23 protein-coding genes and 1 tRNA gene are annotated in these 26,454 nt (G+C 63.0%); 15 read left to right on the top strand and 9 right to left on the bottom strand.

Features of this window, described 5'->3' with window-relative positions; genetic code table 11:
- Positions 1 to 30 precede the first annotated feature (30 nt).
- Both AAIE04_RS07790 and sodA read right to left on the bottom strand, forming a co-directional pair.
- Positions 31 to 1,959: a methyl-accepting chemotaxis protein gene (locus AAIE04_RS07790; protein ID WP_498576761.1), complete on the bottom strand. Its 1,929-nt coding sequence runs from the start codon at positions 1,957 to 1,959 to the stop codon at positions 31 to 33.
- 125 nt (positions 1,960 to 2,084) lie between these two features.
- Complete coding sequence (gene sodA / locus AAIE04_RS07785; RefSeq protein WP_004934003.1) at positions 2,085 to 2,705, bottom strand: superoxide dismutase [Mn]; 621 nt, start codon at positions 2,703 to 2,705, stop codon at positions 2,085 to 2,087.
- 427 nt (positions 2,706 to 3,132) lie between these two features.
- Between sodA and fdnG the strand changes: the two genes are divergently transcribed.
- From fdnG to selB, 8 genes are all read left to right on the top strand, one after another.
- Positions 3,133 to 6,180, top strand: a complete 3,048-nt coding sequence (gene fdnG, locus AAIE04_RS07780) for a formate dehydrogenase-N subunit alpha (protein WP_498576760.1) — start codon at positions 3,133 to 3,135, stop codon at positions 6,178 to 6,180.
- A 12-nt stretch (positions 6,181 to 6,192) separates the two neighbouring features.
- Positions 6,193 to 7,095, top strand: a complete 903-nt coding sequence (gene fdxH, locus AAIE04_RS07775; RefSeq protein WP_004934014.1) for a formate dehydrogenase subunit beta — start codon at positions 6,193 to 6,195, stop codon at positions 7,093 to 7,095.
- On the top strand, positions 7,092 to 7,727 hold the full coding sequence (gene fdoI / locus AAIE04_RS07770) for a formate dehydrogenase cytochrome b556 subunit (RefSeq protein ID WP_004934017.1): 636 nt from the start codon (positions 7,092 to 7,094) through the stop codon (positions 7,725 to 7,727). The genes fdxH and fdoI overlap by 4 nt, the downstream gene beginning before the upstream one ends.
- Positions 7,727 to 8,656: a formate dehydrogenase accessory protein FdhE gene (fdhE, locus tag AAIE04_RS07765; protein WP_019455528.1), complete on the top strand. Its 930-nt coding sequence runs from the start codon at positions 7,727 to 7,729 to the stop codon at positions 8,654 to 8,656. Before fdoI ends, fdhE begins: the two co-directional genes overlap by 1 nt.
- A 114-nt stretch (positions 8,657 to 8,770) precedes the next feature.
- Entirely contained in the window at positions 8,771 to 9,421 is a 651-nt protein-coding gene (locus tag AAIE04_RS07760) for a DcrB/PsbP domain-containing protein (protein WP_019455529.1), read from the top strand.
- Positions 9,422 to 9,461: 40 nt separating this feature from the next.
- The gene (locus tag AAIE04_RS07755; protein WP_019455530.1) at positions 9,462 to 10,067 is read left to right on the top strand and encodes a glutathione S-transferase; all 606 of its coding nucleotides are present in this window, start codon (positions 9,462 to 9,464) and stop codon (positions 10,065 to 10,067) included.
- 70 nt (positions 10,068 to 10,137) lie between these two features.
- Positions 10,138 to 11,532, top strand: a complete 1,395-nt coding sequence (selA, locus tag AAIE04_RS07750) for an L-seryl-tRNA(Sec) selenium transferase (RefSeq protein WP_498576759.1) — start codon at positions 10,138 to 10,140, stop codon at positions 11,530 to 11,532.
- On the top strand, positions 11,529 to 13,385 hold the full coding sequence (selB, locus tag AAIE04_RS07745; RefSeq protein WP_197668157.1) for a selenocysteine-specific translation elongation factor: 1,857 nt from the start codon (positions 11,529 to 11,531) through the stop codon (positions 13,383 to 13,385). The genes selA and selB overlap by 4 nt, the downstream gene beginning before the upstream one ends.
- Here selB and AAIE04_RS07740 read toward each other — a convergent pair.
- Positions 13,375 to 14,286 (bottom strand): LysR family transcriptional regulator, encoded by a 912-nt coding sequence (locus AAIE04_RS07740; protein WP_498576758.1) that lies wholly within the window; start codon positions 14,284 to 14,286, stop codon positions 13,375 to 13,377. The genes selB and AAIE04_RS07740 overlap by 11 nt on opposite strands.
- A 121-nt stretch (positions 14,287 to 14,407) precedes the next feature.
- Here AAIE04_RS07740 and AAIE04_RS07735 point away from each other — a divergent pair, with 121 nt between their 5' ends.
- Complete coding sequence (locus tag AAIE04_RS07735) at positions 14,408 to 15,040, top strand: LysE family translocator (protein WP_197668156.1); 633 nt, start codon at positions 14,408 to 14,410, stop codon at positions 15,038 to 15,040.
- 52 nt (positions 15,041 to 15,092) lie between these two features.
- Here the strand turns inward: AAIE04_RS07735 and AAIE04_RS07730 are convergent, their stop codons facing one another.
- Entirely contained in the window at positions 15,093 to 16,340 is a 1,248-nt protein-coding gene (locus AAIE04_RS07730; RefSeq protein ID WP_004934040.1) for an MFS transporter, read from the bottom strand.
- Between the two features lie 217 nt (positions 16,341 to 16,557).
- Between AAIE04_RS07730 and AAIE04_RS07725 the strand changes: the two genes are divergently transcribed.
- On the top strand, positions 16,558 to 17,550 hold the full coding sequence (locus tag AAIE04_RS07725; protein ID WP_498057053.1) for an acyltransferase: 993 nt from the start codon (positions 16,558 to 16,560) through the stop codon (positions 17,548 to 17,550).
- Here AAIE04_RS07725 and AAIE04_RS07720 read toward each other — a convergent pair.
- The 3 genes from AAIE04_RS07720 to AAIE04_RS07710 form a co-directional block, all read right to left on the bottom strand.
- Positions 17,545 to 18,468, bottom strand: coding sequence for a GlxA family transcriptional regulator (locus AAIE04_RS07720; RefSeq protein WP_019455537.1), 924 nt, complete (start codon positions 18,466 to 18,468; stop codon positions 17,545 to 17,547). The genes AAIE04_RS07725 and AAIE04_RS07720 overlap by 6 nt on opposite strands.
- A gap of 2 nt (positions 18,469 to 18,470) precedes the next feature.
- Positions 18,471 to 19,022: an isochorismatase family protein gene (locus AAIE04_RS07715; RefSeq protein ID WP_498576757.1), complete on the bottom strand. Its 552-nt coding sequence runs from the start codon at positions 19,020 to 19,022 to the stop codon at positions 18,471 to 18,473.
- Between the two features lie 100 nt (positions 19,023 to 19,122).
- Positions 19,123 to 20,511, bottom strand: a complete 1,389-nt coding sequence (locus AAIE04_RS07710) for an amidohydrolase family protein (RefSeq protein WP_197668153.1) — start codon at positions 20,509 to 20,511, stop codon at positions 19,123 to 19,125.
- A gap of 208 nt (positions 20,512 to 20,719) precedes the next feature.
- Between AAIE04_RS07710 and AAIE04_RS07705 the strand changes: the two genes are divergently transcribed.
- Together AAIE04_RS07705 and AAIE04_RS07700 are read left to right on the top strand one after the other, a co-directional pair.
- Positions 20,720 to 21,340, top strand: coding sequence for a nucleotidyltransferase domain-containing protein (locus AAIE04_RS07705; RefSeq protein WP_498576756.1), 621 nt, complete (start codon positions 20,720 to 20,722; stop codon positions 21,338 to 21,340).
- Positions 21,291 to 21,731 carry a hypothetical protein gene (locus AAIE04_RS07700; protein ID WP_019455541.1) on the top strand — a complete coding sequence of 147 codons (441 nt, stop codon included), beginning with the start codon at positions 21,291 to 21,293 and terminating at the stop codon, positions 21,729 to 21,731. The genes AAIE04_RS07705 and AAIE04_RS07700 overlap by 50 nt, the downstream gene beginning before the upstream one ends.
- Positions 21,732 to 21,737: 6 nt before the next feature.
- Here the strand turns inward: AAIE04_RS07700 and AAIE04_RS07695 are convergent, their stop codons facing one another.
- A complete protein-coding gene (locus AAIE04_RS07695) occupies positions 21,738 to 22,592 on the bottom strand; it encodes a LysR family transcriptional regulator (protein WP_498576755.1) in 855 nt (284 codons plus the stop codon).
- A gap of 126 nt (positions 22,593 to 22,718) precedes the next feature.
- On the opposite strand from AAIE04_RS07695, the gene AAIE04_RS07690 reads away from it, so the two are divergent.
- The 3 genes from AAIE04_RS07690 (at position 22,719) to AAIE04_RS07680 (ending at position 25,530) form a co-directional block, all read left to right on the top strand.
- Positions 22,719 to 23,918, top strand: a complete 1,200-nt coding sequence (locus AAIE04_RS07690) for a cyanate transporter (RefSeq protein ID WP_498576754.1) — start codon at positions 22,719 to 22,721, stop codon at positions 23,916 to 23,918.
- Positions 23,919 to 23,993: 75 nt separating this feature from the next.
- Entirely contained in the window at positions 23,994 to 25,337 is a 1,344-nt protein-coding gene (locus tag AAIE04_RS07685; RefSeq protein ID WP_435981627.1) for an esterase-like activity of phytase family protein, read from the top strand.
- Positions 25,338 to 25,435: 98 nt separating this feature from the next.
- Positions 25,436 to 25,530, top strand: a tRNA-Sec gene (locus tag AAIE04_RS07680).
- Between the two features lie 20 nt (positions 25,531 to 25,550).
- Here AAIE04_RS07680 and AAIE04_RS07675 read toward each other — a convergent pair.
- Entirely contained in the window at positions 25,551 to 26,453 is a 903-nt protein-coding gene (locus AAIE04_RS07675) for a LysR family transcriptional regulator (RefSeq protein ID WP_019452606.1), read from the bottom strand.
- Position 26,454 lies beyond the last annotated feature (1 nt).

The following is a 26,454-nucleotide window of genomic DNA, read 5'->3' as shown; positions in this document are numbered from 1 at the left end:
CGAGGAACGGATATTCCTCGCCTGAGGGCGTCAGAAGGTGGTCCAGTTCTCTTCCGCTGCGGCGTTGGCGGCCGCGGGTTTTACGGCCGGCGCTTTCGGCGCGGCGGCTTTCACGGTGGCGGGTTCGGTCTGCTCCGCCAAACGGAACACCGAAACGCTCTGCAGCAGCATCTCCGCCTGCTCTTCCAGCGAATCGGCGGCGGCGGCGGACTCTTCCACCAACGCGGCGTTCTGCTGGGTGGTGTGGTCCATTTCTACGATCGCCTGGCCAATCTGGGCGATGCCGCGCGTCTGTTCATCGGAGGCGGCGGCGATCTCGGCCATGATGTCGCGCACGTGGGTAACCGAGCGGACGATCTGCTCCATGGTGTTGCCGGTGCTTTCCACCAGTTCGGTGCCGGTTTTCACCCGGCTGACCGATTCGGCGATCAACCCTTCGATCTCTTTGGCTGCCTGGGCGCTGCGGCTCGCCAGGCTGCGCACTTCGCTGGCGACCACCGAGAAGCCGCGGCCCTGTTCGCCGGCGCGTGCCGCTTCGACAGCGGCGTTGAGCGCCAGGATGTTGGTCTGGAAGGCAATGCCGTTGATCAGGGTGGTAATTTCGGCGATACGTTGCGAACTGCTGGAGATATCGCGCATGGTGCTGACCACGTTTTCCACCAGCTTGCCGCCCTGCTGCGCGGTCTGCGAAGCGTCGGTGGCCAGCTGATTGGCGTGATGGGCGTTGTCGGCGTTCTGTTTCACCGTGGCGGTCAGCTGTTCCATGCTGGCGGCGGTTTCCTCGACCGCCGCCGCCTGCTGTTCGGTACGGGAAGAGAGATCGGTGTTGCCGGCGGCGATTTCCGCCGAGGCGGTGGAAACCTGGCTGACGCCCATCTGGATCTTTTCAATCATGGTGCGCAGATTTTGGCTCATCGCCGCCACCGCGTTCAGCAGCTGCCCCAGCTCATCGCGGCGGGTGCTGGTCTGCGCCTGGCGCAGGTCGCCGCTGGCGATGCGTTCCGCCATCGCCAGCGTGCTGTGCAGCGGACGGATGATCTGCAGCGTGATGCGCCAGGCGATAAGCACTCCGGCGATGATGGCGATCAGGGTGGTGATGCCCATCTGCAGCTGCGCCAGATTGATGTTGTTGCGCGTTTGCACCAGCTCGTCCTGCATAAAGGCGTTCACCAGCGTGCCGATCGCCTGCGCGCGTTCGCCGAGCTGCCGGCTGATCTGCTGCTCGTGCTCATAGGCCGGCAGGTAGGCCGCAATGCGGTTTTTGTAATCGTCCAAAGCGGCCAGCAGCGGCTGCAGCTGCGGGCGCTGCGCGTCGCTGACCCGGCGGCTCAGGGCGTTGGCCGCGTCACGCGCGTCGTCAATGGCCGCCATCAGCGGCGCCTCGGTTTCCTTGTTCAGGCTCAGCAGCAGGCCGCGCGCGCCGTAGCGCACCTGGGTCAGCTTTTGGTTCAGCTGGATAAAGGCCAGCTGCAGATCGCCGTTGGTCAGCTGACGTTCCACCTGGCTCAGGCTGGCCTGCACTTCCGACATGTTCCAGCTCTGGCGCACCGCATCTTTGGCCGCCACCGCCTGCTCAAAGACTTTTTGCTGCTGCTGGTATTCCCCGATCAGCGTCACCAGACGCTGCAGATCCTTGCGGCTTTGGGCGTCCCAGTCCAACGCCTGCCCCTGGTCTATCAGTTTGACGGCGTTGTCGATATTGGCGCGATTGTTCTGAATATATTCCGGCTGGTAGGTCTGGCCATACATGGCGCGGTTGTATTTGGCCTGATTGATCTCCTCGTTCAGCCGGTTGCTGAAGTCGATGCGATCGGCGCGGGATTCGATGATGTGCAGGTATTGCGCTCCGGTGCCGGCGATGACGACCGCCAACAGCAGCAACAGCGCGAAGCCGAGACCGAGCTTTTTACCTACGGTGAGATGAGTGAACTTTCCTGCCAATGCTTGCAATGCCGCCATAGCGTTTTTCCTTCTCCGGGCGAACGTCAATTGAACAAACCATCGGCAAGAAGTGGTCAAACTTTAGCGGATTTCAGGCAAAAAAATACCCGCCGGCGGCGGGCATCTTCATCAGCGGGGGCGAATTACTTCTTCGCAGCGAAGCGTGCGGCCGCTTCGTCCCAGTTGACCACGTTCCAGAACGCCTTGATGTAGTCAGGGCGTTTGTTCTGATATTTCAGGTAGTAAGCGTGTTCCCATACGTCCAGACCGATGATTGGGAAACCGGAAGCGCCGGCGACGGCTTCGCCCATCAGCGGGCTGTCCTGGTTGGCGGTAGACACCACGGCCAGTTTGCCGTCTTTCAGCACCAGCCAGGCCCAACCGGAACCGAAGCGGGTGGCTGCGGCTTTTTCGAACTCTTCCTGGAATTTCTCAACGCTGCCGAAATCGCGCTCGATGGCCGCTTTCAGATCGCCGCCCAGCGTGGTGCCGGTTTTCAGGTTTTTCCAGAAGAAGCTGTGGTTGGCGTGGCCGCCGGCGTTGTTGCGCATGAAGGTGCGTTTGTCGGCAGGCACTTTATCCAGATCCTGGATCAGCTCTTCAACGCTGTATTTGGCCAGCTCAGGGTAGGCTTCCAGCACGGTGTTGGCGTTGTTGACATAGGTCTGGTGGTGTTTGGTGTGATGGATTTCCATCGTCTGCTTGTCGAAATGCGGTTCCAGTGCGTCGTAAGCGTACGGCAGGGATGGCAGTGAATAACTCATAATCATCATCTCCAGTGGTGTATGGGCGGCGCAAAGGGCGAGCACCGCGTAAGCAGTCGGATCATTATAGTTAATTAAATGATATTGAAAATGATTATCAATGCCCTGTGAAGTGTGTGGTTAATGAACAAATCGCTGCGTTAACAGACTGATAGAAAAGAAGCCTTGAGCGCCACCTGATGCCCTCGCGCCGACATGTTGGTTACTCTCTATACTGTAGAGAGCGCCGGGCCTGTACAGACGCCGAAATGTATCGAAATGTGCCAATGCGTTCACTGAATGAGCACGAGTGTGTAACAACCACAAGCACGCTGTGGTAATATCGCCGCGTCGCGTATCAGCATAACAACAGTGACATTAGCGCTCTGCCGTTTTGGCGAAGAGCGCCATTTGAACAATGTGACAATCGAGTGTAAAGGAGACCCCCATGCAGGTCAGCAGAAGGCAGTTCTTTAAGATCTGCGCTGGCGGTATGGCAGGAACGACGGTGGCCGCGCTGGGCTTTGCCCCTGAAGTGGCGTTGGCGGAAACCCGGCAGTACAAACTGCTGCGCGCCCGCGAGACCCGTAATACCTGTACGTATTGTTCCGTCGGCTGTGGGCTGTTGATGTACAGCCTTGGTGATGGCGCCAAAAACGCCAAAGAAAGCATTTTCCATATCGAAGGGGATCCGGATCATCCGGTAAACCGCGGCGCGCTTTGCCCGAAAGGTGCCGGCCTGGTTGACTTCATCCACAGCGAAAGCCGCCTCAAGTACCCGGAATATCGGGCGCCAGGGTCGGACAAATGGCAGCGCATCAGCTGGGACGACGCCTTTACCCGCATCGCCAAGCTGGTGAAAGAAGACCGTGACGCCAACTTCATCAAAACCAACGATCAGGGCGTTACCGTCAACCGTTGGCTGACCACCGGCATGCTGTGCGCCTCGGCCGCCAGCAACGAAACCGGTTTTCTGTCGCAAAAATTTAGTCGCGCTCTCGGCATGCTTGCCGTAGACAACCAGGCGCGTGTCTGACACGGACCAACGGTAGCAAGTCTTGCTCCAACATTTGGTCGCGGTGCGATGACCAACCACTGGGTTGATATCAAGAACGCGAATTTGATTATCGTCATGGGCGGTAATGCGGCGGAAGCGCATCCGGTGGGGTTCCGCTGGGCGATGGAAGCCAAAATACACAACAATGCCAAGCTGATCGTAATCGATCCGCGCTTTACCCGAACCGCATCGGTGGCGGACTTCTACACGCCGATCCGCTCCGGGACCGACATCGCTTTCCTGTCGGGCGTGTTGCTGTATCTGATGACCAACAACAAATTTAACCGCGAGTACGTCGAGGCCTATACCAACGCCAGCCTGCTGGTGCGGGAAGACTTTGCCTTCGAAGACGGCTTGTTCAGCGGCTACGACGCGGAAAACCGCAAGTACGACAAAACCACCTGGAACTATCAGTTCGACGAGAACGGCTTCGCCAAGCGCGACGTCACGCTGCAGGATCCGCGCTGCGTGTGGAACCTGCTGAAGCAGCACGTGAGCCGCTACACCCCTGACGTGGTGAACAACATCTGCGGCACGCCGAAGGACGATTTCCTCAAGGTGTGCGAATACATCGCCGAAACCTGCGTGGCGGATAAAACTGCGTCGTTCCTGTATGCCCTGGGCTGGACTCAGCACTCGGTCGGCGCGCAGAACATCCGCACCATGGCGATGATCCAGCTGCTGCTCGGCAACATGGGCATGGCGGGCGGCGGCGTCAACGCGCTGCGCGGCCACTCCAACATCCAGGGTCTGACCGATCTCGGCCTGCTGTCGCAGAGCCTGCCGGGCTACATGACGCTGCCGTCGGAGAAACAGACCGATCTCGAGACTTACCTGAAGGCCAACACGCCGAAGGCGCTGCTGCCGGGCCAGGTGAACTACTGGGGCAACTACCCGAAATTCTTCGTCAGCATGATGAAGACCTTCTACGGCGACAAGGCGCAGAAGGACAACAGCTGGGGCTTTGACTGGTTGCCGAAGTGGGACAAAGGCTACGACGTGCTGCAGTACTTCGAGATGATGGCGCAGGGCAAGGTCAACGGCTACTTCTGCCAGGGCTTTAACCCGGTGGCGTCGTTCCCGAACAAAAACAAGGTGGTGGCTTCACTGTCCAAGCTGAAGTTCCTGGTGACCATCGATCCGTTGAACACCGAGACCTCCAACTTCTGGCAGAACCACGGCGAGTTCAACGAAGTGGATCCGTCGCAGATCCAGACCGAAGTGTTCCGCCTGCCGTCCACCTGCTTCGCCGAAGAGAACGGCTCGATCGTCAACTCCGGCCGCTGGCTGCAGTGGCACTGGAAAGGCGCGGACGCCCCGGGCGAAGCGCTGAACGACGGCGAGATCCTGGCGGGCATCTTCAGCCGCCTGCGCGAGATGTATGCGCGCGACGGCGGTGCGGTGCCGGAGCAGGTGCTGAACATGCGCTGGGACTACCTGACGCCGGACAACCCGGCGCCGGAAGAGGTGGCGCAGGAGAACAACGGCAAGGCGCTGGCGGATCTGCTGGATGCCGACGGCAAAGTGCTGGTGAAAAAAGGCGAGCTGCTCAGCTCGTTCGCGCAGCTGCGCGACGACGGCACCACCGCCAGCGGCTGCTGGATCTTCGCGGGCAGCTGGACGCCGGCCGGCAACCAGATGGCGCGGCGCGACAACGCCGATCCGTCCGGCCTCGGCAATACGCTGGGCTGGGCCTGGGCATGGCCGCTCAACCGTCGCATCCTGTACAACCGCGCCTCGGCGGACCCACAGGGGAAACCTTGGGATCCGAAACGCCAGCTGCTGGAGTGGGACGGCGCCAAGTGGGTCGGGGCCGATATCCCGGACTACAGCACCGCAGCACCGGGCAGCGACGTCGGGCCGTTCATCATGCAGCCGGAAGGCATGGGCCGCCTGTTCGCCACCGACAAGATGGCGGAAGGGCCGTTCCCTGAACACTACGAGCCGTTCGAAACGCCGCTCGGCACCAACCCGCTGCACCCGAACGTGGTGTCCAACCCGGCGGCGCGCGTGTTCAAGGACGATCTGGCGGCGATGGGCAAATCCGACAAGTTCCCGTACGTCGGCACCACCTATCGTCTGACCGAGCACTTCCACTACTGGACCAAGCACGCGCGGCTGAATGCCATTGCGCAGCCGGAGCAGTTCGTGGAGATCGGCGAGAAGCTGGCGGAGAAGAAAGGCATCAAGCAGGGCGATACCGTGAAAGTCAGCTCCAACCGTGGCTACATCAAGGCCAAGGCGGTGGTGACCAAGCGCATTCGCACGCTGCAGGTGCACGGCCAGGAAGTCGACACCATCGGCATCCCGATCCACTGGGGTTACGAAGGGGTGGCGAAGAAAGGCTTTATCGCCAACACGCTGACGCCGTTCGTCGGCGACGCCAATACGCAAACGCCGGAGTTCAAGGCGTTCCTGGTCAACGTGGAAAAGGTGTAACGGAGACGAATTATGGCCATGCAATCTCAAGACATCATTCGTAAATCCGCCACCAATGGCTTCACGCCGGCGCCGCGCGCCCGTGACCACCAGGAAGAAGTGGCCAAACTGATCGATGTCACCACCTGTATCGGCTGCAAAGCCTGTCAGGTGGCCTGTTCCGAATGGAACGACATCCGCGACGAAGTGGGGCACAACGTCGGGGTGTACGATAACCCCGCCGATCTGACCGCCAAGTCGTGGACGGTGATGCGCTTCTCCGAGGTGGAGGAAAACGGCAAGCTGGAATGGCTGATCCGCAAGGACGGCTGCATGCACTGCGCCGATCCGGGCTGCCTGAAGGCCTGCCCGTCGGAAGGCGCGATCATTCAGTACGCCAACGGCATCGTCGACTTCCAGTCCGAGCACTGCATCGGCTGCGGCTACTGCATCGCCGGCTGCCCGTTCGACGTACCGCGCATGAACAAGGACGACAACCGGGTGTACAAGTGCACCCTGTGCGTCGACCGCGTGGACGTCGGCCAGGAACCGGCCTGCGTGAAAACCTGCCCGACCGGCGCGATTCACTTCGGCACCAAGGAAGCGATGAAGCAGGTGGCGGCGGATCGCGTCAGCGAGCTGAACACCCGCGGCTACCAGAACGCCGGTCTGTACGATCCGGCGGGGGTGGGCGGTACGCACGTGATGTATGTGCTGCACCACGCCGACAAACCGCAGCTGTACCACGGTTTGCCGGACAACCCGAGCATCAGCCCGGCGGTGACCTTCTGGAAGGGCGTGTGGAAACCCCTGGCGGCCATCGGCTTTGCCGCCACCTTCGCGGCGAGCGTGTTCCACTATGTCGGCGTCGGGCCTAACCGCGTCGAAGATGAGGACGAGCACGACGAGTCGCATGACGAGGAGACGCGCAAATGAGAAAGGAAAAGCCCATTCAGCGTTACAGCGCACCGGAGCGCATCAACCACTGGATCGTGGCGTTCTGCTTCGTGTTCGCCGCCATCAGCGGGCTGGGGTTCTTCTTCCCCTCCTTCAACTGGCTGATGAACATCTTCGGGACGCCGCAGCTGGCGCGCATTCTGCACCCGTTTGTCGGGGTGATCATGTTTGCCGCGTTCCTGCTGATGTTCCTGCGCTACTGGAAGCATAACCTGATCAACCGGGAAGATATCGTCTGGGCCAAGAACATCCACAAAATCGCCATGAACGAGGAAGTGGGTGATACCGGGCGCTATAATTTCGGCCAGAAGTGCGTGTTCTGGGCAGCGATTATCAGCCTGGTGCTGCTGCTGGCCAGCGGCGTGGTGATCTGGCGGCCGTATTTTGCGCCGTCGTTCTCCATCCCGCTGATCCGCATCGCGCTGCTGGTGCATTCGCTGGCCGCGGTCGGCCTTATCATCGTGATTATGGTGCACATTTACGCCGCATTGTGGGTAAAAGGCACCATTACCGCGATGGTGGAAGGCTGGGTGCCGGCGGCCTGGGCCAAGAAACATCATCCGCGCTGGTACCGTGAGGTCCGCGAGAAACGACAGGAAGACAAACCCTGATGAGTATCCGCATCGTTCCTAAAGAGCAGTTAGGGGCACAGCGTGAGAAGTCCACAACGGCGGAGAACATCCCGCCGTTACTTTTCGCCAACCTGAAAAGCCTCTACAGCCGCCGCGCCGAACGCCTGCGTCAGCTGGCGGTCGACAACCCGCTGGGCGACTACCTGAACTTCGCCGCCGAGCTGGCGCAGGCGCAGCAGCATGCGCTGCACGACAATCCGCTGGAGCTCGATCTGAGCGAAGCGTTGGCGCAGGGCGCCGCCAGCGGCAAACCGCCGCTTGATCTGAGCGTGTTTCCGCGCAGCGAGCACTGGCGCAAGCTGCTGACGTCGCTGATCGCCGAGCTGCGCCCACAGGCGCCGGAGCACATTCTGGCGGTGCTGGACAACCTGGAGAAGGCCTCGGCGCACGAGCTGGAGCTGATGGCCGACGCCTTGCTCAACCGCGAGTTCGGCAAGGTGGGCAGCGAGAAGGCGCCGTTCCTTTGGGCCGCGCTGTCGCTCTATTGGGCGCAGATGGCCAGCCTGATCCCCGGCAAGGCGCGCGCCGAATACGGCGAGCAGCGCCAGTTCTGCCCGGTGTGCGGCAGCATCCCGGTCTCCAGCATGGTGCACATCGGCACCGTCAACGGCCTGCGCTACCTGCACTGCAACCTGTGCGAAAGCGAATGGCACGTGGTGCGGGTGAAGTGCAGCAACTGCGAGCAGACCCGCGATCTCAACTATTGGTCGCTGGACAGCGAGCAGGCGGCGGTGAAGGCGGAAAGCTGCGGCGACTGCGGCACTTACCTGAAGATCCTCTATCAGGAAAAAGACCCGCAGGTCGAAGCGGTGGCCGACGATCTGGCTTCACTGGTGCTGGACGCCCGTATGGAAGAAGAAGGCTTCGGCCGCAGCAGCATCAATCCGTTCCTGTTCCCGGCGGAGTAACCGCCCGGCCCCGTTCGCGCGGGGCCGAATGAGCAATTTCAGAACGGGCTTCTGGCATTCGCCCGGGCGAGTTGCTACGTTTAGGCCATGACGCGCCAAGCGAAAGGAACCACGATGTTAAACACCCTGGCAAAACTGACTGCGGTCGCCGTACTGGCGTTCGGACTGGCGGCCTGCGACAACAAGGACGACACCAAACCGGCGGTGCCGCCACCCGATACCAAGCCGACCGTGACGCAGCCCGCGCCACCGCCGCCGCCTGCGCCGGTAGAGACGCCACCTGCGCCGCCGGGGCTGAACGTGTCGCTGCAGAAGGGCAAAATCACCTTCGAACTGCCGCCGGGCTTCAGCGATCAGACGCTGAACAGCGGCATCATCAACGACAGCACCTCCACCATCCAGCGTTTCCTCGACGGCAAGTCGCGCCAGAGTGCGGTCTCGTCCGAAGTGATCCCGCCGGATGACATGAAGCTCAACACCAGCGACAAAATGCTGAAAGAGCTGGCGCAGAGCGCCATCACGGTGTTGGCCGAGCGTTATCAGAACATCCAGACCACCAAAGAAGAGAACTTCACCGTCGGCAAACAGAAGTTTCGTCGGGTAGATACCGAGCAGACCGTCAACGGGCAAAAAGTGGTTTCCACGCTGGTGTTGACGGTGTTCAACAAGCGGGTGGTAACGCTGCAAATGCTGTCGCCGGCCAAAACGCCGGAGGTGCATCAGGCGCTGGTGCAGCGGATTATCGATACTCTGACGGTGAAGTAAGGGCGCCGCGCCGCGGCCAGGACGAAGCGGAGGAGAACGGATGAAACTTATCGGCAGTTACACCAGCCCCTTTGTGCGCAAGATTTCCGTGCTGCTGCTGGAGAAGGGGATCGCGTTCGAATTCGTCAACGATCCGCCGTATGAGCCCGGCAGCCGGGTGAAGGAATGGAACCCGCTCGCCAAGGTGCCGGTGCTGATCGCCGATGACGGCGAGGTGTTTTATGACTCGCCGATCGTGGCCGAATACCTTGAGCTGCTGGCGGTGGAACCGGCGTTTTTGCCGGTCGAGCGCGCCGCTGCGCTGCGCGTTCGTCAGGTGGCGGCGCTGGCGGACGGCGTGACCGAAGCGGCGGCGACGCTGTTTCGCGAAAGCCGGCGCGCGCCGGAAAAACAGGACGAAAGCTGGATGCTGCGCCAGCGCGACAAGCTGACGCACGGCCTGGACGCGCTGGAAACGCTGGCGCGGGAAAAAGCGTGGCTCAATGCCGAGCGGCTGACGCTGGCGGATATCGCCGTCGGCTGCGCGCTGGGCTACCTCAATTTCCGCCGCATCCTGCCCAACTGGTGCGTCGAGCGCCCGGCGCTGGTCAAGCTGGCTGAACGCCTGTTCGCCCGCGAAAGCTTCGCCCGCACTGCGCCGCCCTGAGCTTTCTTTTCTCCCCCGCTGCGGCGGGGTTTTGCTATGCCGATACGTCTAAACTGAAAACCGAGCGACCATGAGCACTGAATCCCACCTTCTTTACAGCCAACTGCCCGCCATCGACCGCCTGCTGCGTGAACCCGCGATTGAACCGCTGGTGGCGCAGCATGGCCAGACGCTGATCGGCGAACTGCTGCGCCGGCTGCAGACCCAGGCGCGCGACGCGATCAAACAACAGCAACGCTTACCGGCCTGGTGCGACGACTGGCCGCAGGCGCTGCGGGCCGAGCTGGCCCGGCAGCAACGCCCGGCTTTGTTGCCGGTGTTCAACCTCAGCGGCACCGTGCTGCACACCAACCTCGGGCGCGCCCTGCTGGCGCAGCCGGTGAAGGATGCGGTGAGTGCGGTGATGGGGGAGGCGGTGACGCTGGAGTACGATCTGGACGGCGCCGGGCGCGGCCATCGCGATCGGGCGGTGGCGAGTCTGCTGTGCCGGCTGACCGGCGCGGAAGACGCCTGCATCGTCAATAACAACGCGGCGGCGGTGCTGCTGATGCTGGCGGCGGTCGCCCCCGGCAAAGAGGTGGTGGTGTCGCGCGGCGAGCTGGTGGAGATCGGCGGCGCGTTCCGCATTCCTGACGTGATGCGCCAGGCAGGTTGCCAATTGGTGGAGGTCGGCACCACCAACCGCACCCATCTGAAAGATTACCAGCACGCCATCAACGAGCAGACCGGCCTGTTGATGAAGGTGCACACCAGCAACTACAGCATTCAGGGCTTTACCGCAGCGGTCGACGAGGCCGAGCTGGCGCAGCTCGGGGCCGAACGGGGCGTACCGACCGCCACCGATCTGGGCAGCGGCTCGCTGATCGATATGGCGCAGTACGGTCTGCCCGCCGAACCGATGCCGCAGCGGCTGTTGGCCGCCGGCGTCGATCTGGTGACGTTCTCCGGCGATAAGCTGCTGGGCGGCCCGCAGGCCGGGATCATCGTCGGCAAAAAGGCGCTGATCGCTTGCCTGCAGCAGCATCCGCTCAAGCGCGCGCTGCGCGTCGGCAAGCTGACGCTGGCGGCTCTGGAGGCCACGCTGCGGCTCTATCTGCAGCCGGAAAAACTGGCTGAGCAGCTGCCGACGCTGCGGCTGCTAACCCGCCCGCAGCAGGAGATGCAACAGGCGGCCGAGCGGTTGCTGGCGGCGCTGACGCCGCAGTTCACCACTGATTTCGACCTGCGCGCCGAACCGTGCTGGTCGCAGATCGGCAGCGGTTCGCTGCCGGTGGATCGCCTGCCCAGCTATGCCCTGACCTTCACGCCGCGCGACGGCCGCGGCGCCACGCTGGAAGCGCTGGCCGAACGCTGGCGCCGCCTGCCGCAGCCGGTGATCGGCCGCCTCGGCGACGGCAGGCTGTGGCTGGATCTGCGCTGCCTGGAACAGGAAGGGGCGCTGATCGCAGCGCTGAGTGCATCATGATCATCGCCACCGCCGGCCATGTCGATCATGGCAAAACCACCTTGCTGCAGGCGATCTCCGGCATCAACGCGGATCGCCTGCCGGAAGAAAAGCGCCGCGGTATGACCATCGATCTGGGCTACGCCTATTGGCCGCAGCCGGACGGCCGGGTGCTGGGGTTTATCGACGTGCCCGGCCACGAGAAATTCCTCGCCAATATGCTGGCGGGCGTCGGCGGCATCGACCATGCGTTGCTGGTGGTGGCCTGCGATGATGGCGTGATGGCGCAGACCCGCGAGCATCTGGCGATCCTGCGCCTGAGCGGGCACCCGGCGTTGACGGTGGCGCTGACCAAGGCCGACCGGGTGGACGCGGCGCGTGTCGATGAAGTGCGTAGCCAGGTGCGCGACGAGCTGGCGCGCCAGGGGTGGCCCGATGCGCCGCTGTTCGTGACCGCGGCGGCGGCGGGCGAGGGCATCGAGGCGCTGCGCACGCATTTGCTGGCGTTGTCGCCCGCTGAACATGCGCTGACGCGCCGTTTTCGCCTGGCGGTAGACCGTGCGTTCAGCGTCAAAGGGGCGGGGCTGGTGGTGACCGGCACCGCGCTCGGCGGCCGGGTGAAGGTGGGGGATACGCTGTGGCTGACCGGCGCCGACGCGCCGGTGCGGGTGCGTGGCCTGCATGCCCAGAATCAGACCGTGGAGCAGGCGCAGGCCGGGCAGCGCATTGCGCTTAACATCAGCGGCGATGTCGATAAAGAGCGGATCGCGCGCGGCGATTGGCTGCTGGCGCAGCGTCCGCCCGAAGCGGCGGAACGCATTCTGGTGGCGTTGGAGACGGATCGGCCGATCCGCCATTGGCAGCCGCTGCATCTGCACCATGCCGCCAGCCACATCACCGGGCGCATTTCGTTGCTGAACGACGGGCTGGCGGAACTGATCCTCGATCGCCCGCTGTGGTTGGCGCAGAACGATCGGTTGGTGCTGCGCGATATCGGCGCACGGCAAACGCTGGGCGCGGCCCGGGTGCTCAGGCTGAATGCGCCCAAGCGCGGCAAGCGTCAGCCGGACTATCTGGCATGGCTGCAGGCCCTGGCGCAGGCGCAAGACGATGCGCAGGCGCTGGCGCTTGAGTTGCCGCACGGCGCGCTGTCGCTGGCGGCGTTCGCCTGGGCGCGGCAATTGACTGACGACGGTCTGAACGAGCTGCTGGCGAACGGCGATCTGCTGATCGTCGGTGACCGGGCGCTGGCGCTGGATCAGGTGCAACAGGCGGAAAGCCGCCTGCTGCAGGTGCTGACGGAGTACCACCAACAGCACGCCGATCAGCTGGGCTTAGGGCGCGCCCGCCTGCGGCGCATGGCGCTGCCGCAGCAGCCTGAAGCGCTGGTGTTTATGATGATCGATCGGCTGCTGAAGGCCGGCGCGCTGCGCAATACGCGCGGCTGGCTGCACCTGCCGGAGCACGGCCTGGCGTTCAGCGCCGAAGAGGCGCCGCTGTGGGCGCGCATCGAACCGCTGTTCGGCGACGAACCGTGGTGGGTGCGCGATCTGGCGCTCGAATTGGGCGAGGAGGAGAGCCGGGTGCGAACGCTGCTGCGCAAGGCGGCCCAACTGGGCCATGTGACGGCGGTGGTGGTGGATCGCTATTACCTCAGCCGACGCATCGAGCAGTTTGCGGCGCTGATCCGCGCGCTGGATGCGGAGCGGGGTGGCGCCAACGCCGCCGACTTCCGCGATCGGCTTGGCGTCGGGCGCAAGCTGGCGATCCAGGTGCTGGAGTTCTTCGATCGCAGCGGCTTTACCCGCCGCAAGGGCAACGAGCATCTGCTGCGCGACGGCGGGCTGTTCGGTAGCGAGTCCCCTACCCGATAAATCTAACGGCGGCCCGGCTCACGTCGGGCGTCTGGGCGGCGAGAAACGCCTGTAAGCGTTCGATCAGCGGCCGCTTTGCCGACTCCGCCGGCCAAACCAGATAATAACCGTCGCCGGTGCGCACGGCGGCGTCACAAGGCAGCGCCAATAACCCCTCCTCAATGGTCCGCAGGCTCAGCGCCAGATCGCCGATCGAGATGCCGTGCCCAGCGATGGCCGCCGCATTGCCCTGTTCCAGCGAGTCGAACACCTGGCCGCGCGCGAGATCGATCGGGGCTGCTATGCCGCTTTTCTGCAGCCAGCGCCGCCAGTCGCGCCGATCGGGCGACGGATGGATCAGCGGGCAGGTGGCGAGGCTGCGCTGCCCGTCGGCGAGCAGCGCAGGGGCGCAAATCGGGATCAGCCATTCGTCGAACAGCTTTACGGCGGCGGTGTTGGCGCCGAAATAGCCGTTGCCGAGCAGGATGGCGCAGTCGTAGGGTTCGCTGAAAAAATCCACGCTGTCGATGTCCATCCAGACGCTGGCTGCCTGCACCTCGAATGCCTGCGCCGTTTGCCGGAACCGGCTCAGGCAGTCCAGCAGCCAGCGCATGGTCAGGGTGGAAGGCGCCTTCAGCCGCAGCAGATCGCGGTGGCTCTTGAACAGCTCGCAGGCTTGTTCGATGCGCCCCAACCCTTGCTGCAGCTCGGCGGCGAAGATTTTTCCTTGCGGCGTGACCTCGATGCGCGGGCCATTGCGCTGGAACAGGCGACAGCCGAAGTGCTGCTCCAGCGTTTTGATGTGCTTGCTGACGGCGCTGGGGGTGAGGTGCAGCTCGGTGGCGGCCTGCGTGAACGAGCCGGTGCGGGCAGCGCTTTCGAAGGCGCGCAGGGCATAAAGCGGCGGAAGGGAACTGGCCATCGCGGCGTCTCTCAAGATGAGTATGACTCACAGTAAACGACAGGATTACTCCTTTTTCAAGGCGGGGGCGGCGGGATGATAATGGCGCGAAGCCAACCGCCTGAATGTGAGTGAAATAAAGATGAACCTGTCGTTGCTGGCGGCGTATTTCGCCGCCATTTTCCTGCTGATCGCCACCCCGGGGCCGGTGGTGATGATGGTGGCCAACACCGCGGCGCGCTTTGGCGCCCGGCGCGCGCTGCTGACCGCGCTCGGCAGCAACTGGGCCTCCTTGCTGCTGATCGGCATCGCGGCGCTGATCATCACCGGGCTGTTCGCCGTGGATATGCGCATGCTGCAGTGGGTAAGCCTGTTGGGCTGTCTGTTCATCGCCCGCATGGCGATTGTCTCACTCTATGAGGATTTATCTTCATTTAGCGAGGCACCGAGCGCGCCGCGCCCAGCGGGGCCGCACAAGCGCTCGGCGATCGTGAACGGCTTTCTGGTGGGCATCGCCAACCCGAAAGATATCATCTTCTTCGTCGCCTTTTTTCCGCAGTTCATCGCCGTCACCCCCTCGGTCGGCGCCAGCCTGACGCTGCTGACCACGCTGTGGGTGCTGGCGGACTTCGCCATCTTGCTGGCCTATATCATTCTGCTGTCGGGCTCGGTGCTGCAGCGCGCGCGCCGGACGATTTCCATTCTGTCGGCAGCGTTGCTGTTGGTGGTGGCGGTGGTGGGAACGGGGTATGCGCTGTGGGGGCTGCTCGGCTGAAGCCGCATAAAAAACGCCGGTCGGAAAACCGGACCGGCGTTTATCGTCATGTTTAAGCCGCGCCGTTCGGCTGCGGCGTGGGGTCGCCGTTGCGGCGTTTGCCGAGGAACAGCGCCACCAGCGTCAGCCAGCACAGGCCGCTGATGAGGTTGAACAGGTTGAACAGCCCGCTGCCGCCCCAGACGTAGGCGACCTTGGCCAGCTCGATGCCGACGGTGAACACCATCATGCTCAGCATGCCCATGGTGGCGGACACCGTACCTTTGCTGACGTTGCTGGAGAACAGCGTCAGGCGGTACAGCCCGGCGTTGGCGAGGCCAATGCCGAAGGCGTACAGGCTCAGGCCGGCGGTCATCCACAGGTAGGCGTGGCTGGAGAACTGGGTCGCCAGTGCGGCGATCAGCAGCCCCAGCAGCATCGGGCCCGCGCCCAGCTTGATCAGGCGCTCCACGCTGTTCTTGCCGGTCAGGCGCGCCAGCGTCAGGTTGCCGAGGATAAGCGCGCCGAACACCGGGATCTGCAGCAGGCCGTAGTCCAACGTCGACAGCGACTCGCCGCTGATCAGGATCACCGGCGATTGGGCGATCCAGGCCAGCAGCGGCAGGCTGGCGAAACCGATCGCCAGGGCGCCGCACAGGAAGCGGCGGTTGCCCAACACCTGGCGGTAGTCGCGCCACAGGTTGGCGGCGGAAAACGCCTCGCCCTGCAGCGTGGCGGTTTCCGGCATGGCTTTCCACAGGCCATAGAAGGCGATGGCCGCCAGCGCCGCAAACAGCACGAACATGCTCTGCCACGGCGCGACGTGGATCAGCGCCGCGCCGGCCAGTGGCCCCAGCAGCGGGGCGATCAGCGCCACGTTAGCCATCAGGGCGGTGATTTTGATGCACACCGCCTCCTCGAACGACTCCTGGATCGTGGCGTAGCCGACCGCGCCGATAAAGCATAGGCCGATGCCCTGCAGGAAACGCATGGCGATAAACTGCTCGATGGTGGTGACCAGCAGGATCGCCAGGCAGGAGACGATAAAGAACGCCACCCCGGCCAGCATCACCGGGCGACGGCCGCGGCGATCCGACAGCGGCCCGAGCAGCCACTGCAGGAAGATGCCGCCGGCCAGATAGGCGGTCATCGAGGTGGGCACCCACTCTTCGCCGGCGTTGAAATCTGCCACGACGGCCAGCATGCCCGGCTGAATCATATCGTTGCCGATATAGGTGGCGAACTCGAACAGCACCAGACAAAGAGGGAATAAAAGCGCCTGCCGGCCCAAACGTGCCGCAGGTGGTAATGTTGTTTTCATATTATTGTACTGATAGTAAAAGAGAAAAAGGAACTGCCAGGGCGGGAAGCGCAAACTGAGCGAGTTATGGCGGCTATTTTGCCGCCAATTGTTCACCTTCGCAATCATAAGGTGCGGTTTAAGTGCATTCTGATATTTCGCTTTTGGGTTGTCGCCGAACGCTGCGCCCGATAACCTCTTATTAACATACCAATATGACACAAGATCGAGCGAGCGTTTGAGCGAGAAAATCGGCTGGATAGACAACCTGCGGGCGATAGCGTGCATGATGGTGGTGATGATCCACGCCACCACTTATTACGTCACCAACGGCGCGGCGATAGGGCTGCATAACTGGGATATCGCCAACGTGTTGAATTCGCTGTCGCGCGTGTCGGTGCCGCTGTTCTTCATGATTTCCGGCTACCTGTTCTTCGGCGAAAAGAGCGCCGGCCGCCGGCATTTCACCCGCATCGCCTGCTGCATTCTGTTCTACAGCGCCATCGCGCTGATCTATATCGCGGCTTTCACCAAGATCGGTTTCTGGCCGTCGCTGCGCGGCATTCTGCAAAAGCCGGTGTTCTATCATCTGTGGTTTTTCTACGCCATCGCGGTGATTTACCTGCTGTCGCCGCTGATCGGCGTCAAGCCGGTGTCGCGCCGTTACCTGGCCGCCGTGCTGGTGGTGTTGGCGGTGATCGCCAACCCGAATACCGACAAGCTGACCTTCGGCAACGCGCACCTGCTGCCGGTTAACCTGTATATCTACGGCGATACCTTCTACTACCTGCTGTATGCGCTGGCCGGGCGGGCGATGGGCATGATGGAGGCGCGCGGGCGTGCCGTGGGCTGGCTGGCGGCGGTGGGATTTGCGCTGTGCGTGGCGTTGATCGCGCGCGGCACCAAGCACCAGCTGTTCATCAACGGCAACTTCGCCGATACCTACTATATCTACAGCGGCCCGCTGGTGTTTATGGCGGCGGTAGCGCTGCTGGTGTGGGTGAAACATTGCCTGCCGCAGCCGATCGGTTGGTTGGGCGTGTTTTCCCGCCATTCGCTGGCGATCTACGGTTTTCACGCCCTTATCGTCAACATGATGCGCAATCGGCACCTGGATTTCACCGGCCACCCGCTGCTGGATATCTTCTGGGTGTTCGGCGTGGCGCTGGGGCTCAGCCTGCTGCTGTCTGTCGGCCTGCAGCGGCTGGATACCCGCCGACTGGTGTCATAGCGGCGAGTGCTGGCGCTGCTGGGCGCGGCGCAGCTGCCGCCCGGAAGAAAAACCGGCCGCCAACGCGGCCTTTTCCAACCCATACCCTTGCTGCAGGCGCTGTTGCGCCACCGCCAACCGCAGCTGTTCATGATATTCCCGCACGCTGATGCCGACGTGGCTGCGAAACAGCCGCGCCAGGTGTCGGCTGCTGACGTGCGCCTTTTCCGCTATCTGCGGCACCGACCAGTCGGCCTCCGGCTCGGCGGCCATCACGTCCTGCGCGCGGTGTACCGCCGGGTGCAGGTGGTTGCGGTAGCGCAGCCAAGGCGACAGCTGCGGATCGTCGCCGGCACGGCGGAAATAGACCACCATGTCGCGTGCGACGTCGCGCGCCCGGCCGGAGCCGCAGTGGCGGTGAACCAGATGCAGTGCCAAATCGATGCCGGTGGTGATGCCCGCGCTGGTATAGACGCCGCGGTCTTCGACGAAGATGCGGTTCTCTTTCACCTGCGCCGCCGGCGCCTGCAGGCGGATGCGTTCGATGACGTCGTGGTGGGTGGTGCACTGATAGCCGTCGAGCAGCCCGGCCTGCGCCGCCAGCAGCGCGCCGGAGCAGATGCACACCAGAGTGATGCGCTGCCGCTGCAGATCGGGCCGCAGCGTCGCCAGCCAGCGGCGGGCCTGCTCGGCCTCTTCACCGGCGAAATAGCGCTGCGAATCGCCGACGCCCGGCAACACCAGAATAGCGCCGTCTTCCAGGCGTTCGGGCAACGGCTGCAGGCCGCTCAGCGTCATGCCGATGGAGCAGACGACCTGCGGCGCCGGGCTGAGGTAACGCAGGCTGAACGACCCGGCGAGGCGCAGGGTTTCCGCCGGGCCGCTGACGTCGAGCGACAGCACGTTGGGCAACAGCAGAAAATAGACGGCCTGCGGCATGGTTACTCCTGTGCGAGTTGCGCCAGCGCCTCATCCACGCTGGCGATGTGGGCGAAACGATCGACCAGTACGGTTTCAGTATGCCGCTTCAGCTGCGCGGGGGTAAAGACTTCACCGTCGGGATGGCGCATCGGGAAGGTCAGCGTCGCCTCGGTGACGAAGGTCACCCGATAACCGAGATCGGACGCCACCCGGGTGGTGGTTTCACAGCACTGTTCGGTGCGGATGCCGGAGATGATCAGGTGGTTGATATCCCGCTCGCGCAGCCAGGCGTCGAGGCCGGATTCGGTCAGCGCATTGTGCACATGCTTATGCACGGTGATATCCGCCTGGTGAGTGAGGAACGGCAGGCGCTGCACGTGGCCCGAAGCCAGCGAGAACGGCCCCTGCGGCGAGACGTGCAGCACGTCGACCAGCGCCGCGCCGCGTTGCTGACAGCCCGCGATCAGACGGGTCAGCGCCTGTTGAAACGCCGGCAGATCGTCCTCCTGCCAGAATGGACGGTGCTGGAATGATTGCTGGACATCGATGATCAATAACGCGCTCTGTGACATTTTCGGCCCTCCGCCAGTGTGTGTAGCGACCATCTTGCGCCGCGCCTTACTCTGGCAGAAGGCCAAAAACGGCCATCATGATGACAACAGCGGACCGACCTTAGGCTTTGCTCACCTGGCCGGCCACCAGACGCCCCTGATGGAAGGTGGCGCTGCGCGCCGGCAGGCGAGCGACCGCCTCGGCGGAGCAGCTGGCGTTGACCAGAACGAACTCGGCGGCGTCGCCGGCTTTCGGCCAGACGCGCTGGCCCTTATCGTCCAGCGGCAGCACGCCGCCGGTGGAGATGGCCATGGCGCGCGACAGGTGATACTCGTCGGAGCCGCGGTACAGCTGGGCGTACAGGTTAGCCTTCTCCAGAATGTCGCCGGTGCCGAACGGCGACCAGTGGTCGATTACGCTGTCGGTGCCGGTCATCACGAACACCCCTTTCTCGCTGAGCTGCGGCAGCGGCATCATCAGGCCGCCGATCGGTACCGTGGAGGCGATGGTGATCTGCTGCGCCGCCAGCCGGGTGGCGGTTTCCGCCAGTTCGCCCGGCGTCAGCGTGGTCAGGGCGAAAGCGTGGCTGATGGTGACCTTGCCGCGCAGCGCCGGGTTTTGCTCCACGGTGGCGATCATATAGTTAATGGCGGCGACCCCGGCCGGGCTGGTCTCATGCAGGTGGATATCCACGCCTTTGCCGGTATCGAGGGCGATCTGGAACATGGCGTCCAGCGATTTCTCCATCGCGCCGTCGACGTTGGTCGGATCGAGCCCGCCGACGTACTGCACGCCCATCTGCATCGCTTCACGCATCAGCGCATCGACCCTGGAGTGCAGCAGGCCATGCTGCGGGAAAGCGACGATTTCACAGCTGAAGTCCGCCCGGTGGTTTTCCAGCGCGCGCTGCAGGTGCTCCAGGCTTTTCAGGCCGCTGACCGGATCGATATTGCAGTGGCTGCGCGCCACGGTGCTGCCTTTGGATTGCAGCAGGGCGATCAGATTTTCCGCCCGCTGCTGCGAGGTGGGCAGCAGTTTCGGGATCAGCGTCTGCTCCAGCGCGATCATGTCCATGATGGTTTTGCCCTGGCGCGGGCGCGGCGCCTGCCACGGGCCGCTGTAGAAGGTTTTGTCCAGGTGGATGTGCATATCGCGAAACGCCGGCAGCAGCAGCTGGCCCTGTGCCTTATAGCGGGGCACGCCGGCAGGCAGCGCGGCGTTGGCGGCATGAATGGCGGCGATCTTGCCGTCTTTGATCTCAAGCGTATACAGCGCGGTGCGGGTGCCGATCACCGTGTCGCCGTCGTATTCAAAGCCGTCTTCCAGCCGCACCTCGCTCAGGCAATAGTGACGTTCGGTCAGGGTCATCGGTGCCGGCGCGCACTGCTCGCCGCCAAGAGACGCGGCCTGTGCCACACCGCCGGTCAGGCCGATCACCGCGCAGGCGGTGGTGAGTTTGCCGGTTTGGCTGAGGAAGGCTCTGCGGCCCGGTTGTTGAGGGTTTTCCACGTTCGGTTCCTTAATCCAGAGGTGAGGTGGGTGAAAACATCCCCCAATTTAGGAGAGGAAGCGGTCGGTTGGCAGCGACATTTGCCACTGGTGACTATTCGATTTGGTAATGACCGGCGCCCATCGGTTGAATGGCTTTCCTGGCTTGCTCTTTCGTAGCTTTAATGGCTACATTTGTAGTCATTAAAGCTACATTGAGGTTAGCGTGATGCACGATCCGATGCTCGAACTGCTGTTCAGCGAATACCGTATAAAAGTGCTAAGCCTGCTGTTTATTGAGCCCGGGCGAGCGTTTCACGTGCGGGAAATTGCGCGGCGTACCACAACTCAGGCCGGTACTTTACATAAAGAGTTGAGCAGGCTGGCTGAGGGGGGCATTTTGCTCAGGCAGCGGCAGGGCAATCAAATTTGCTATCAGGCCAACGTTGATTGCCTGATTTTCCCAGAGCTGGCGGCTATTTTTCGCAAGGCTTGCGGGCCAGTGGAGCGCTTAAGGCAGACATTGGCAGATTTTGGTGCAGCTATTGAACGGGCCTTTATTTTTGGTTCAGTCGCCAGTGGCAAAGCGACGGCGGCCAGCGATATCGATGTGTTGATCGTTGGCAAACTGTCTTTTTCACAGGTGATTCAGGCTATTTATCCGCTGCAGGAAACGCTGGGACGGGAAATTAACCCCAAACTGTACTCGCCGGAAGAGTGGCGGGCGGCTTTGGCCGAGAACTCCGCGTTTATACAGGACATTATGCAGAAACCCCAACTCTGGATTGCGGGAGACAAGGATGACGCTGGACAATCTGGTCGGGCTGGGACTGGAGGTGATAACGCCTGACTCGGGGGCAATTAAAAAATTGCTGGCCGCCGCCGCGCGCAACCGCCGTGATGCGGGTATCACTCAGCTCAGCAATGAGAGCCGTTTCGACACGGCATATAAGGCGGTCATGCAAATGGCTAATGCCGCTTTGCAAGCCAAGGGGTACCGGACGCTGACCAGCAAACCCGGTCATCACCAGACCATGATCCAAACGTTGCCGCTCACCGTAGGGTTGCCGCGCGAGGCAATGATCTGCCTGGATGCATTGCGAAAACAGCGCAATGTGGCGGATTATTCCGGCGATTTGGTGACGGATGCGGCGGTACAGGCTTGCCTTGAGCAGACCGATGCGCTGTGGGTGCGGATTATCGACTGGCTGCAGCGCGAATATCCGCAGATAGTGGCGTAACCGATCTCACTTCAACCCGCAAAACACCGCCAGCCGCTGGGCCAGCGCCAGCGTGGCGGCGGGGGCGCCGTCGCGGTAGTAGAGCGCCAGTTCGAAGCTGTCTATCGGCGGCAATCCTTCGGCCGCGCCCAGCACCCGGTGTGTGGGCAAACGACAGCCGGCCGGCAGCAGGGTGACGCCCAGCCCGGCGGCGGAAGCGACGGTCAGCGCCGCCAGGCTGGCGCTGCTGTAGCCGATACGCCAGCGTTTGCCGAGGTTGTCCAGCGCCTGGCACAGCTCGTCGCGGTACAGGCCGTTGAGTGGAAATACCGCCAGCGGCACCGGCGATTGCTCGATAGCCGGGAAGGCCAGGCTGTCCAGCCACAGCAGCGGTTCCGGCCGCGCGGCGCGCGGCGGTTGCTGGCGGCGCTGCTTCACCAGGATCAGATCCAGCTCTTCACGTGCGTAGGCGCTGTGCAGATCGGCGCTCAGGCCGCTGGCTACGTCCAGCCGCAGGTGCGGGTGCTCGCGGCTGAATTCCGCCAGCAGCTCGGTGGTGGGCACGGCGAAATCTTCCGGCATGCCGATCCGTAGCACGCCGTCGCGCCAGATGCCGGTCAGCGCGTCGTGGGCTTCTTCATTCAGCGCGATGATGCGGCGCGCGTAGCTCAACAACTTGACGCCTTCTTCAGTCAGCAGCACCTGATGCGAGGAGCGTTCAAACAACGGTTTGCCCAACATCTCTTCCAGCCGACGCACCTGTTGGCTGACGGTGGACTGCGACAAGAACACTCGCTCTGCGGCGCGGGTGAAGCTGTTGCTGTCGCACACGGCGACGAAGCTGAGCAGCAGCTGCGGATTGAACATCGGGTAGCGATTCATTTTCCCACTGTTGGCTATTTTATTATTTAATTTCCCAATACTAGCGGCGTTACCTACAGTAACGCAACGCTGCGGCGATCGCGCTGTGACGCCGCACTTTTCATTTCGCAGTACCAGGAATATACCGTGTTAAATCATTCTGTTAATTCACCTTCTCCACGTCGCTGGTTCAACCCCCTGTTGCTGGCGCTGGTGTTGATCGGCCTGAACATGCGGCCGCTGTTGACCTCGATCGGCCCGTTGCTGCCGACGCTGCGCCAGGCCACCGGGCTGAGCTTTGGCGGCGCGGCGCTGTTGACCACGCTGCCGGTGCTGATGATGGGGCTGATGGCGCTGGCGGGCGGCGCCATCAATCGGCTGTTCAGCGAACGCAGCGCCGTGACGTTGAGCCTGCTGGCGATCGGGCTGGGCGCGCTTTGGCGCGAACTGGCCCCCGGCAGCGTGCAACTGTTAATGAGCGCGGTGCTGGGCGGGCTCGGCATCGGGGTGATCCAGGCGGTGATGCCCGGCATCATCAAGCATCACTTCCTCAAAAGCATGGCGCTGGTGGCCGGGCTGTGGTCGGCGGCGTTGATGGGGGGCGGCGGCCTGGGGGCGGCGATCACCCCATGGCTGATGAGTACGGGGCGCGACTGGCACAGCGCGCTGGCCTGGTGGGCGTTGCCGGCCCTGGTGGCGCTGTTGGCGTGGTGGCCGGTCAGCCGCGGGCTGTCTCGCCTGGGCGCGGCGGGCGAAAACCGCGGCCCAAGCCTGCTGCGCAACCGGCGCGCCTGGCTGCTCGGCGCCTATTTCGGCCTGATCAACGGCGGTTATACCAGCCTGATCGCCTGGCTGCCGCCGTACTACATGCAGCTCGGCTGGCAGCCGCAGGCCAGCGGTTCGCTGCTGGCGCTGATGACCTTCGGCCAGGTGATGGGCGCGCTGCTGCTGCCGGCGCTGGCGCGCAATCATGACCGGCGGCCGCTGCTGCTGTTGGCCTTGATGATGCAACTGATCGGCTTTATCGGTCTGATTTACCTGCCGCAGACGCTGCCGTGGCTGTGGGTGTTGGTTTCCGGGCTGGGGCTGGGCGGCGCGTTCCCGCTGTGCCTGGTGCTGGCGCTTGATCACCTGCACCAGCCGGCGGCGGCCGGGCGGCTGGTGGCCTTTATGCAGGGCGTCGGTTTTCTGCTGGCGGGCGTGACGCCCTACCTCTCCGGCCTGCTGCGCGATTACAGCGGCGGCTTCATGCTGGACTGGCAAATCCACGCGCTGCTGGTGGTGGTACTGATTGCCATCACCTGGCGCTTCCACCCGCACAGCTACCAGCGGGCGTTCGCCGAATAATATTTCTGTCATTGCCGCTCCCTATAGTGACGTTGCTTTTACTTCTGGGCGATAACAACGAAAAGGGACAATGACATGCACAACACCAAAACCCGGCTGGCGCTGCTGGTCGGCTGCATGGCGCTGAGCGCCAACCTGTGGGCCGAGGCGCAGCCGGTGCAGGCGACGCTGGCCGGGCATGCGCTGCTGCCGGTAAAATCCGCCGTTTCCACGCCGAAAGATGCACCGAGCGATCTGCAACAGAGCGGCAAATACACCAGCGGCAAACGCGTCACCGAGCTGGGCAGCGTGGCGGGCAAATCCGCCGATCGCCTGACCGGCCTCGGCCTGCCGATCAACGGTCAGCCGCTGCAGGGCCACTCCGGCATCAAACACATGCCCGACGGCACCTACTGGGTGCTGACCGACAACGGCTTCGGCAGCAAGGCCAACTCCCCGGACGCCATGCTGTACCTCAATCACTACAAGATCGATTTTAAAGACGGCACGGTTGCGCCGCTGAAGACGGTGTTCCTGCACGATCCGGATAAAAAGGTGCCGTTCCACATCATCAACGAGAGCACCGAACAGCGCTATCTGACCGGCAGCGATTTCGATCCGGAAAGCTTCCAGTTTGCCGACGATGCCTTGTGGATCGGCGAAGAATTCGGGCCTTACCTGATCAAGGCCGACCTGAACGGCAAAGTGCTGGCGGTGTTCGACACGCAGGTGGACGGCAAGGTGGTGAAGTCGCCGGACAACCCGACGCTGACCCTGCCGGGCGCGCCGGACGGCAAGCAAAACTTCCAGGTGGCGCGCTCCAAGGGCTTTGAAGGCATGGCCGCCTCGCCGGACGGCAGCAAGCTGTACCCGCTGCTGGAAGGGGCGCTGTGGGACGGCGAGCAGTTCGAGAACGTCGGCGGCAAACGCTACCTGCGGGTGCTGGAGTTTGACGTCAAACGGCAGGCCTGGACCGGCCGCAGCTGGCAGTACGTGCTGGAAGACAACCAGAACGCCATCGGCGACTTCAACATGATCGACGCCACCCACGGGTTGGTGATCGAGCGCGACAACGGCGAAGGCACGCCGGACAAAGCCTGCGCCGCCGGTGCGCCAACCGACAACTGCTTCAGCCAGGTGGCCAAGTTCAAGCGGGTATATAAAATCGCCTTCTCGGACGCCAACGTCGGCAAACCGGTCGAAAAACTGGGCTATATCGACCTGATGAACATTCAGGATCCGAACAAGCTGGCGCGCAAGCCGCTGAACGACGGCGTGCTGACCTTCCCGTTCTTCACCATCGAGAACGTGGACGTGGTGGACGCCAACCACATCATCGTCGGCAACGACAACAACTTCCCGTTCTCCTCCAGCCGCCAGCCCAATATGGCGGATGACAACGAGTTCATCCTGCTGGACGTGAAGGATTTCCTGAAGTAGCTCCCCCCCGGCCGCCGAATCGCCGGCGGCCGCCATTTCCCGCTTAGCGCAGCGAACGAACTGCGCTATAATCAGCGCCTTGCTTCCCTCTTCTCCAAGGAAGATCCTCGTCCCCGGTGGGGCGGCCGGACTTCAAATCCGGTTGGGGCCGCCAGCGGTCCTGGGCAGGTTCGACTCCTGTGATCTTCCGCCACCTTATCGCCAATAACCCCCTCACTCCCGCTGCAAAAAGAACTGCTTGATGGTCTGCCGCAGCCAGCGGTGCGCCGGATCGCGATCGAGGCGCGGATGCCAGGCCTGCACGATAAACACCGACTCCAACTCGAGCGGCAGCTCGATCTCCGCCAATGGCAGGTGGATGTTGCTCACCCCCTGCAGCACGTGGCGCGGCAGCGGCAGGATAAAGTCCGATTTCATGGTCAACATCATCGCCGAATGGAAGCCCGGCAGGGTCAGAGCGACGTTGCGCTGCAGGCCGAGATCGCGCAGCGCATCGTCGATCGGCCCCTGCGTACGCCCGCGGCGGGAGACGCTGATATGCGGGTAATGGGTCAGGGTTTCAGGCGTTACCCGGCCGATGATCGGGTGCCCCGGCCGCACCAGCGCCTGAAAGGTGCTGGTGAACAGGCTCTGCGTCTTGATTTCCGGGTGCCAATCGCGTGAGGAACCGATCACCAGATCCACTTTGCCGCTGCGCAGCGCGTCATCCTCGCCGTCGCTTTCGGCGATGAATTTCAGGCCGCTCAGCGGCGCCGATTCCCGCAGCGTCTCCAGCAATCCGCCTGCCAGCGCGCCGATAAAGATGTCGTTGGCGCGAATGGTGAAGGTTCTGGTCAGCTTGCCGGGTTCGAACGCATCATTCGGTGCGATCAGCGCGGCGGCCTGTTCGATGATCTCGCCGAGCTGGCGTTTCAATTCCAGCGCGCGCGGCGTCGGCACCAGATGCTTGCCGGCCCTGACCATGATCGGATCGTCGAACTGCCGGCGGATGCGCCCCAGAATGCGGCTCATCGCCGGCGCGCTCAGGTTCATCTTTTCGGCAGCGCCGCTCACGCTCCCTTCTTCCAGCAGCAGATTCAGCGCATAGATCAGATTGAAATCAATTTTTTGCGGCATG

The sequence above is a fragment of the Serratia sp. Ae19-1 genome, assembly GCF_059801225.1.
Note: the sequence above shows the minus strand (reverse complement) of the source record. Positions and strands in the feature narration are given on the sequence as shown.

Excerpts from the sequence above, each read along its gene's own strand:
- AAIE04_RS07790 (WP_498576761.1), bottom strand. The coding sequence starts at position 1,959 with ATGGCGGCATTGCAAGCATTGGCAGGAAAGTTCACTCATCTCACCGTA.
- sodA (WP_004934003.1), bottom strand. The coding sequence starts at position 2,705 with ATGAGTTATTCACTGCCATCCCTGCCGTACGCTTACGACGCACTGGAA.
- fdxH (WP_004934014.1), top strand. The coding sequence starts at position 6,193 with ATGGCCATGCAATCTCAAGACATCATTCGTAAATCCGCCACCAATGGC.
- fdoI (WP_004934017.1), top strand. The coding sequence starts at position 7,092 with ATGAGAAAGGAAAAGCCCATTCAGCGTTACAGCGCACCGGAGCGCATC.
- fdhE (WP_019455528.1), top strand. The coding sequence starts at position 7,727 with ATGAGTATCCGCATCGTTCCTAAAGAGCAGTTAGGGGCACAGCGTGAG.
- AAIE04_RS07760 (WP_019455529.1), top strand. The coding sequence starts at position 8,771 with ATGTTAAACACCCTGGCAAAACTGACTGCGGTCGCCGTACTGGCGTTC.
- AAIE04_RS07755 (WP_019455530.1), top strand. The coding sequence starts at position 9,462 with ATGAAACTTATCGGCAGTTACACCAGCCCCTTTGTGCGCAAGATTTCC.
- selA (WP_498576759.1), top strand. The coding sequence starts at position 10,138 with ATGAGCACTGAATCCCACCTTCTTTACAGCCAACTGCCCGCCATCGAC.
- selB (WP_197668157.1), top strand. The coding sequence starts at position 11,529 with ATGATCATCGCCACCGCCGGCCATGTCGATCATGGCAAAACCACCTTG.
- AAIE04_RS07740 (WP_498576758.1), bottom strand. The coding sequence starts at position 14,286 with ATGGCCAGTTCCCTTCCGCCGCTTTATGCCCTGCGCGCCTTCGAAAGC.
- AAIE04_RS07735 (WP_197668156.1), top strand. The coding sequence starts at position 14,408 with ATGAACCTGTCGTTGCTGGCGGCGTATTTCGCCGCCATTTTCCTGCTG.
- AAIE04_RS07730 (WP_004934040.1), bottom strand. The coding sequence starts at position 16,340 with ATGAAAACAACATTACCACCTGCGGCACGTTTGGGCCGGCAGGCGCTT.
- AAIE04_RS07720 (WP_019455537.1), bottom strand. The coding sequence starts at position 18,468 with ATGCCGCAGGCCGTCTATTTTCTGCTGTTGCCCAACGTGCTGTCGCTC.
- AAIE04_RS07715 (WP_498576757.1), bottom strand. The coding sequence starts at position 19,022 with ATGTCACAGAGCGCGTTATTGATCATCGATGTCCAGCAATCATTCCAG.
- AAIE04_RS07705 (WP_498576756.1), top strand. The coding sequence starts at position 20,720 with ATGCACGATCCGATGCTCGAACTGCTGTTCAGCGAATACCGTATAAAA.
- AAIE04_RS07700 (WP_019455541.1), top strand. The coding sequence starts at position 21,291 with ATGACGCTGGACAATCTGGTCGGGCTGGGACTGGAGGTGATAACGCCT.
- AAIE04_RS07695 (WP_498576755.1), bottom strand. The coding sequence starts at position 22,592 with ATGAATCGCTACCCGATGTTCAATCCGCAGCTGCTGCTCAGCTTCGTC.
- AAIE04_RS07685 (WP_435981627.1), top strand. The coding sequence starts at position 23,994 with ATGCACAACACCAAAACCCGGCTGGCGCTGCTGGTCGGCTGCATGGCG.
- AAIE04_RS07675 (WP_019452606.1), bottom strand. The coding sequence starts at position 26,453 with ATGCCGCAAAAAATTGATTTCAATCTGATCTATGCGCTGAATCTGCTG.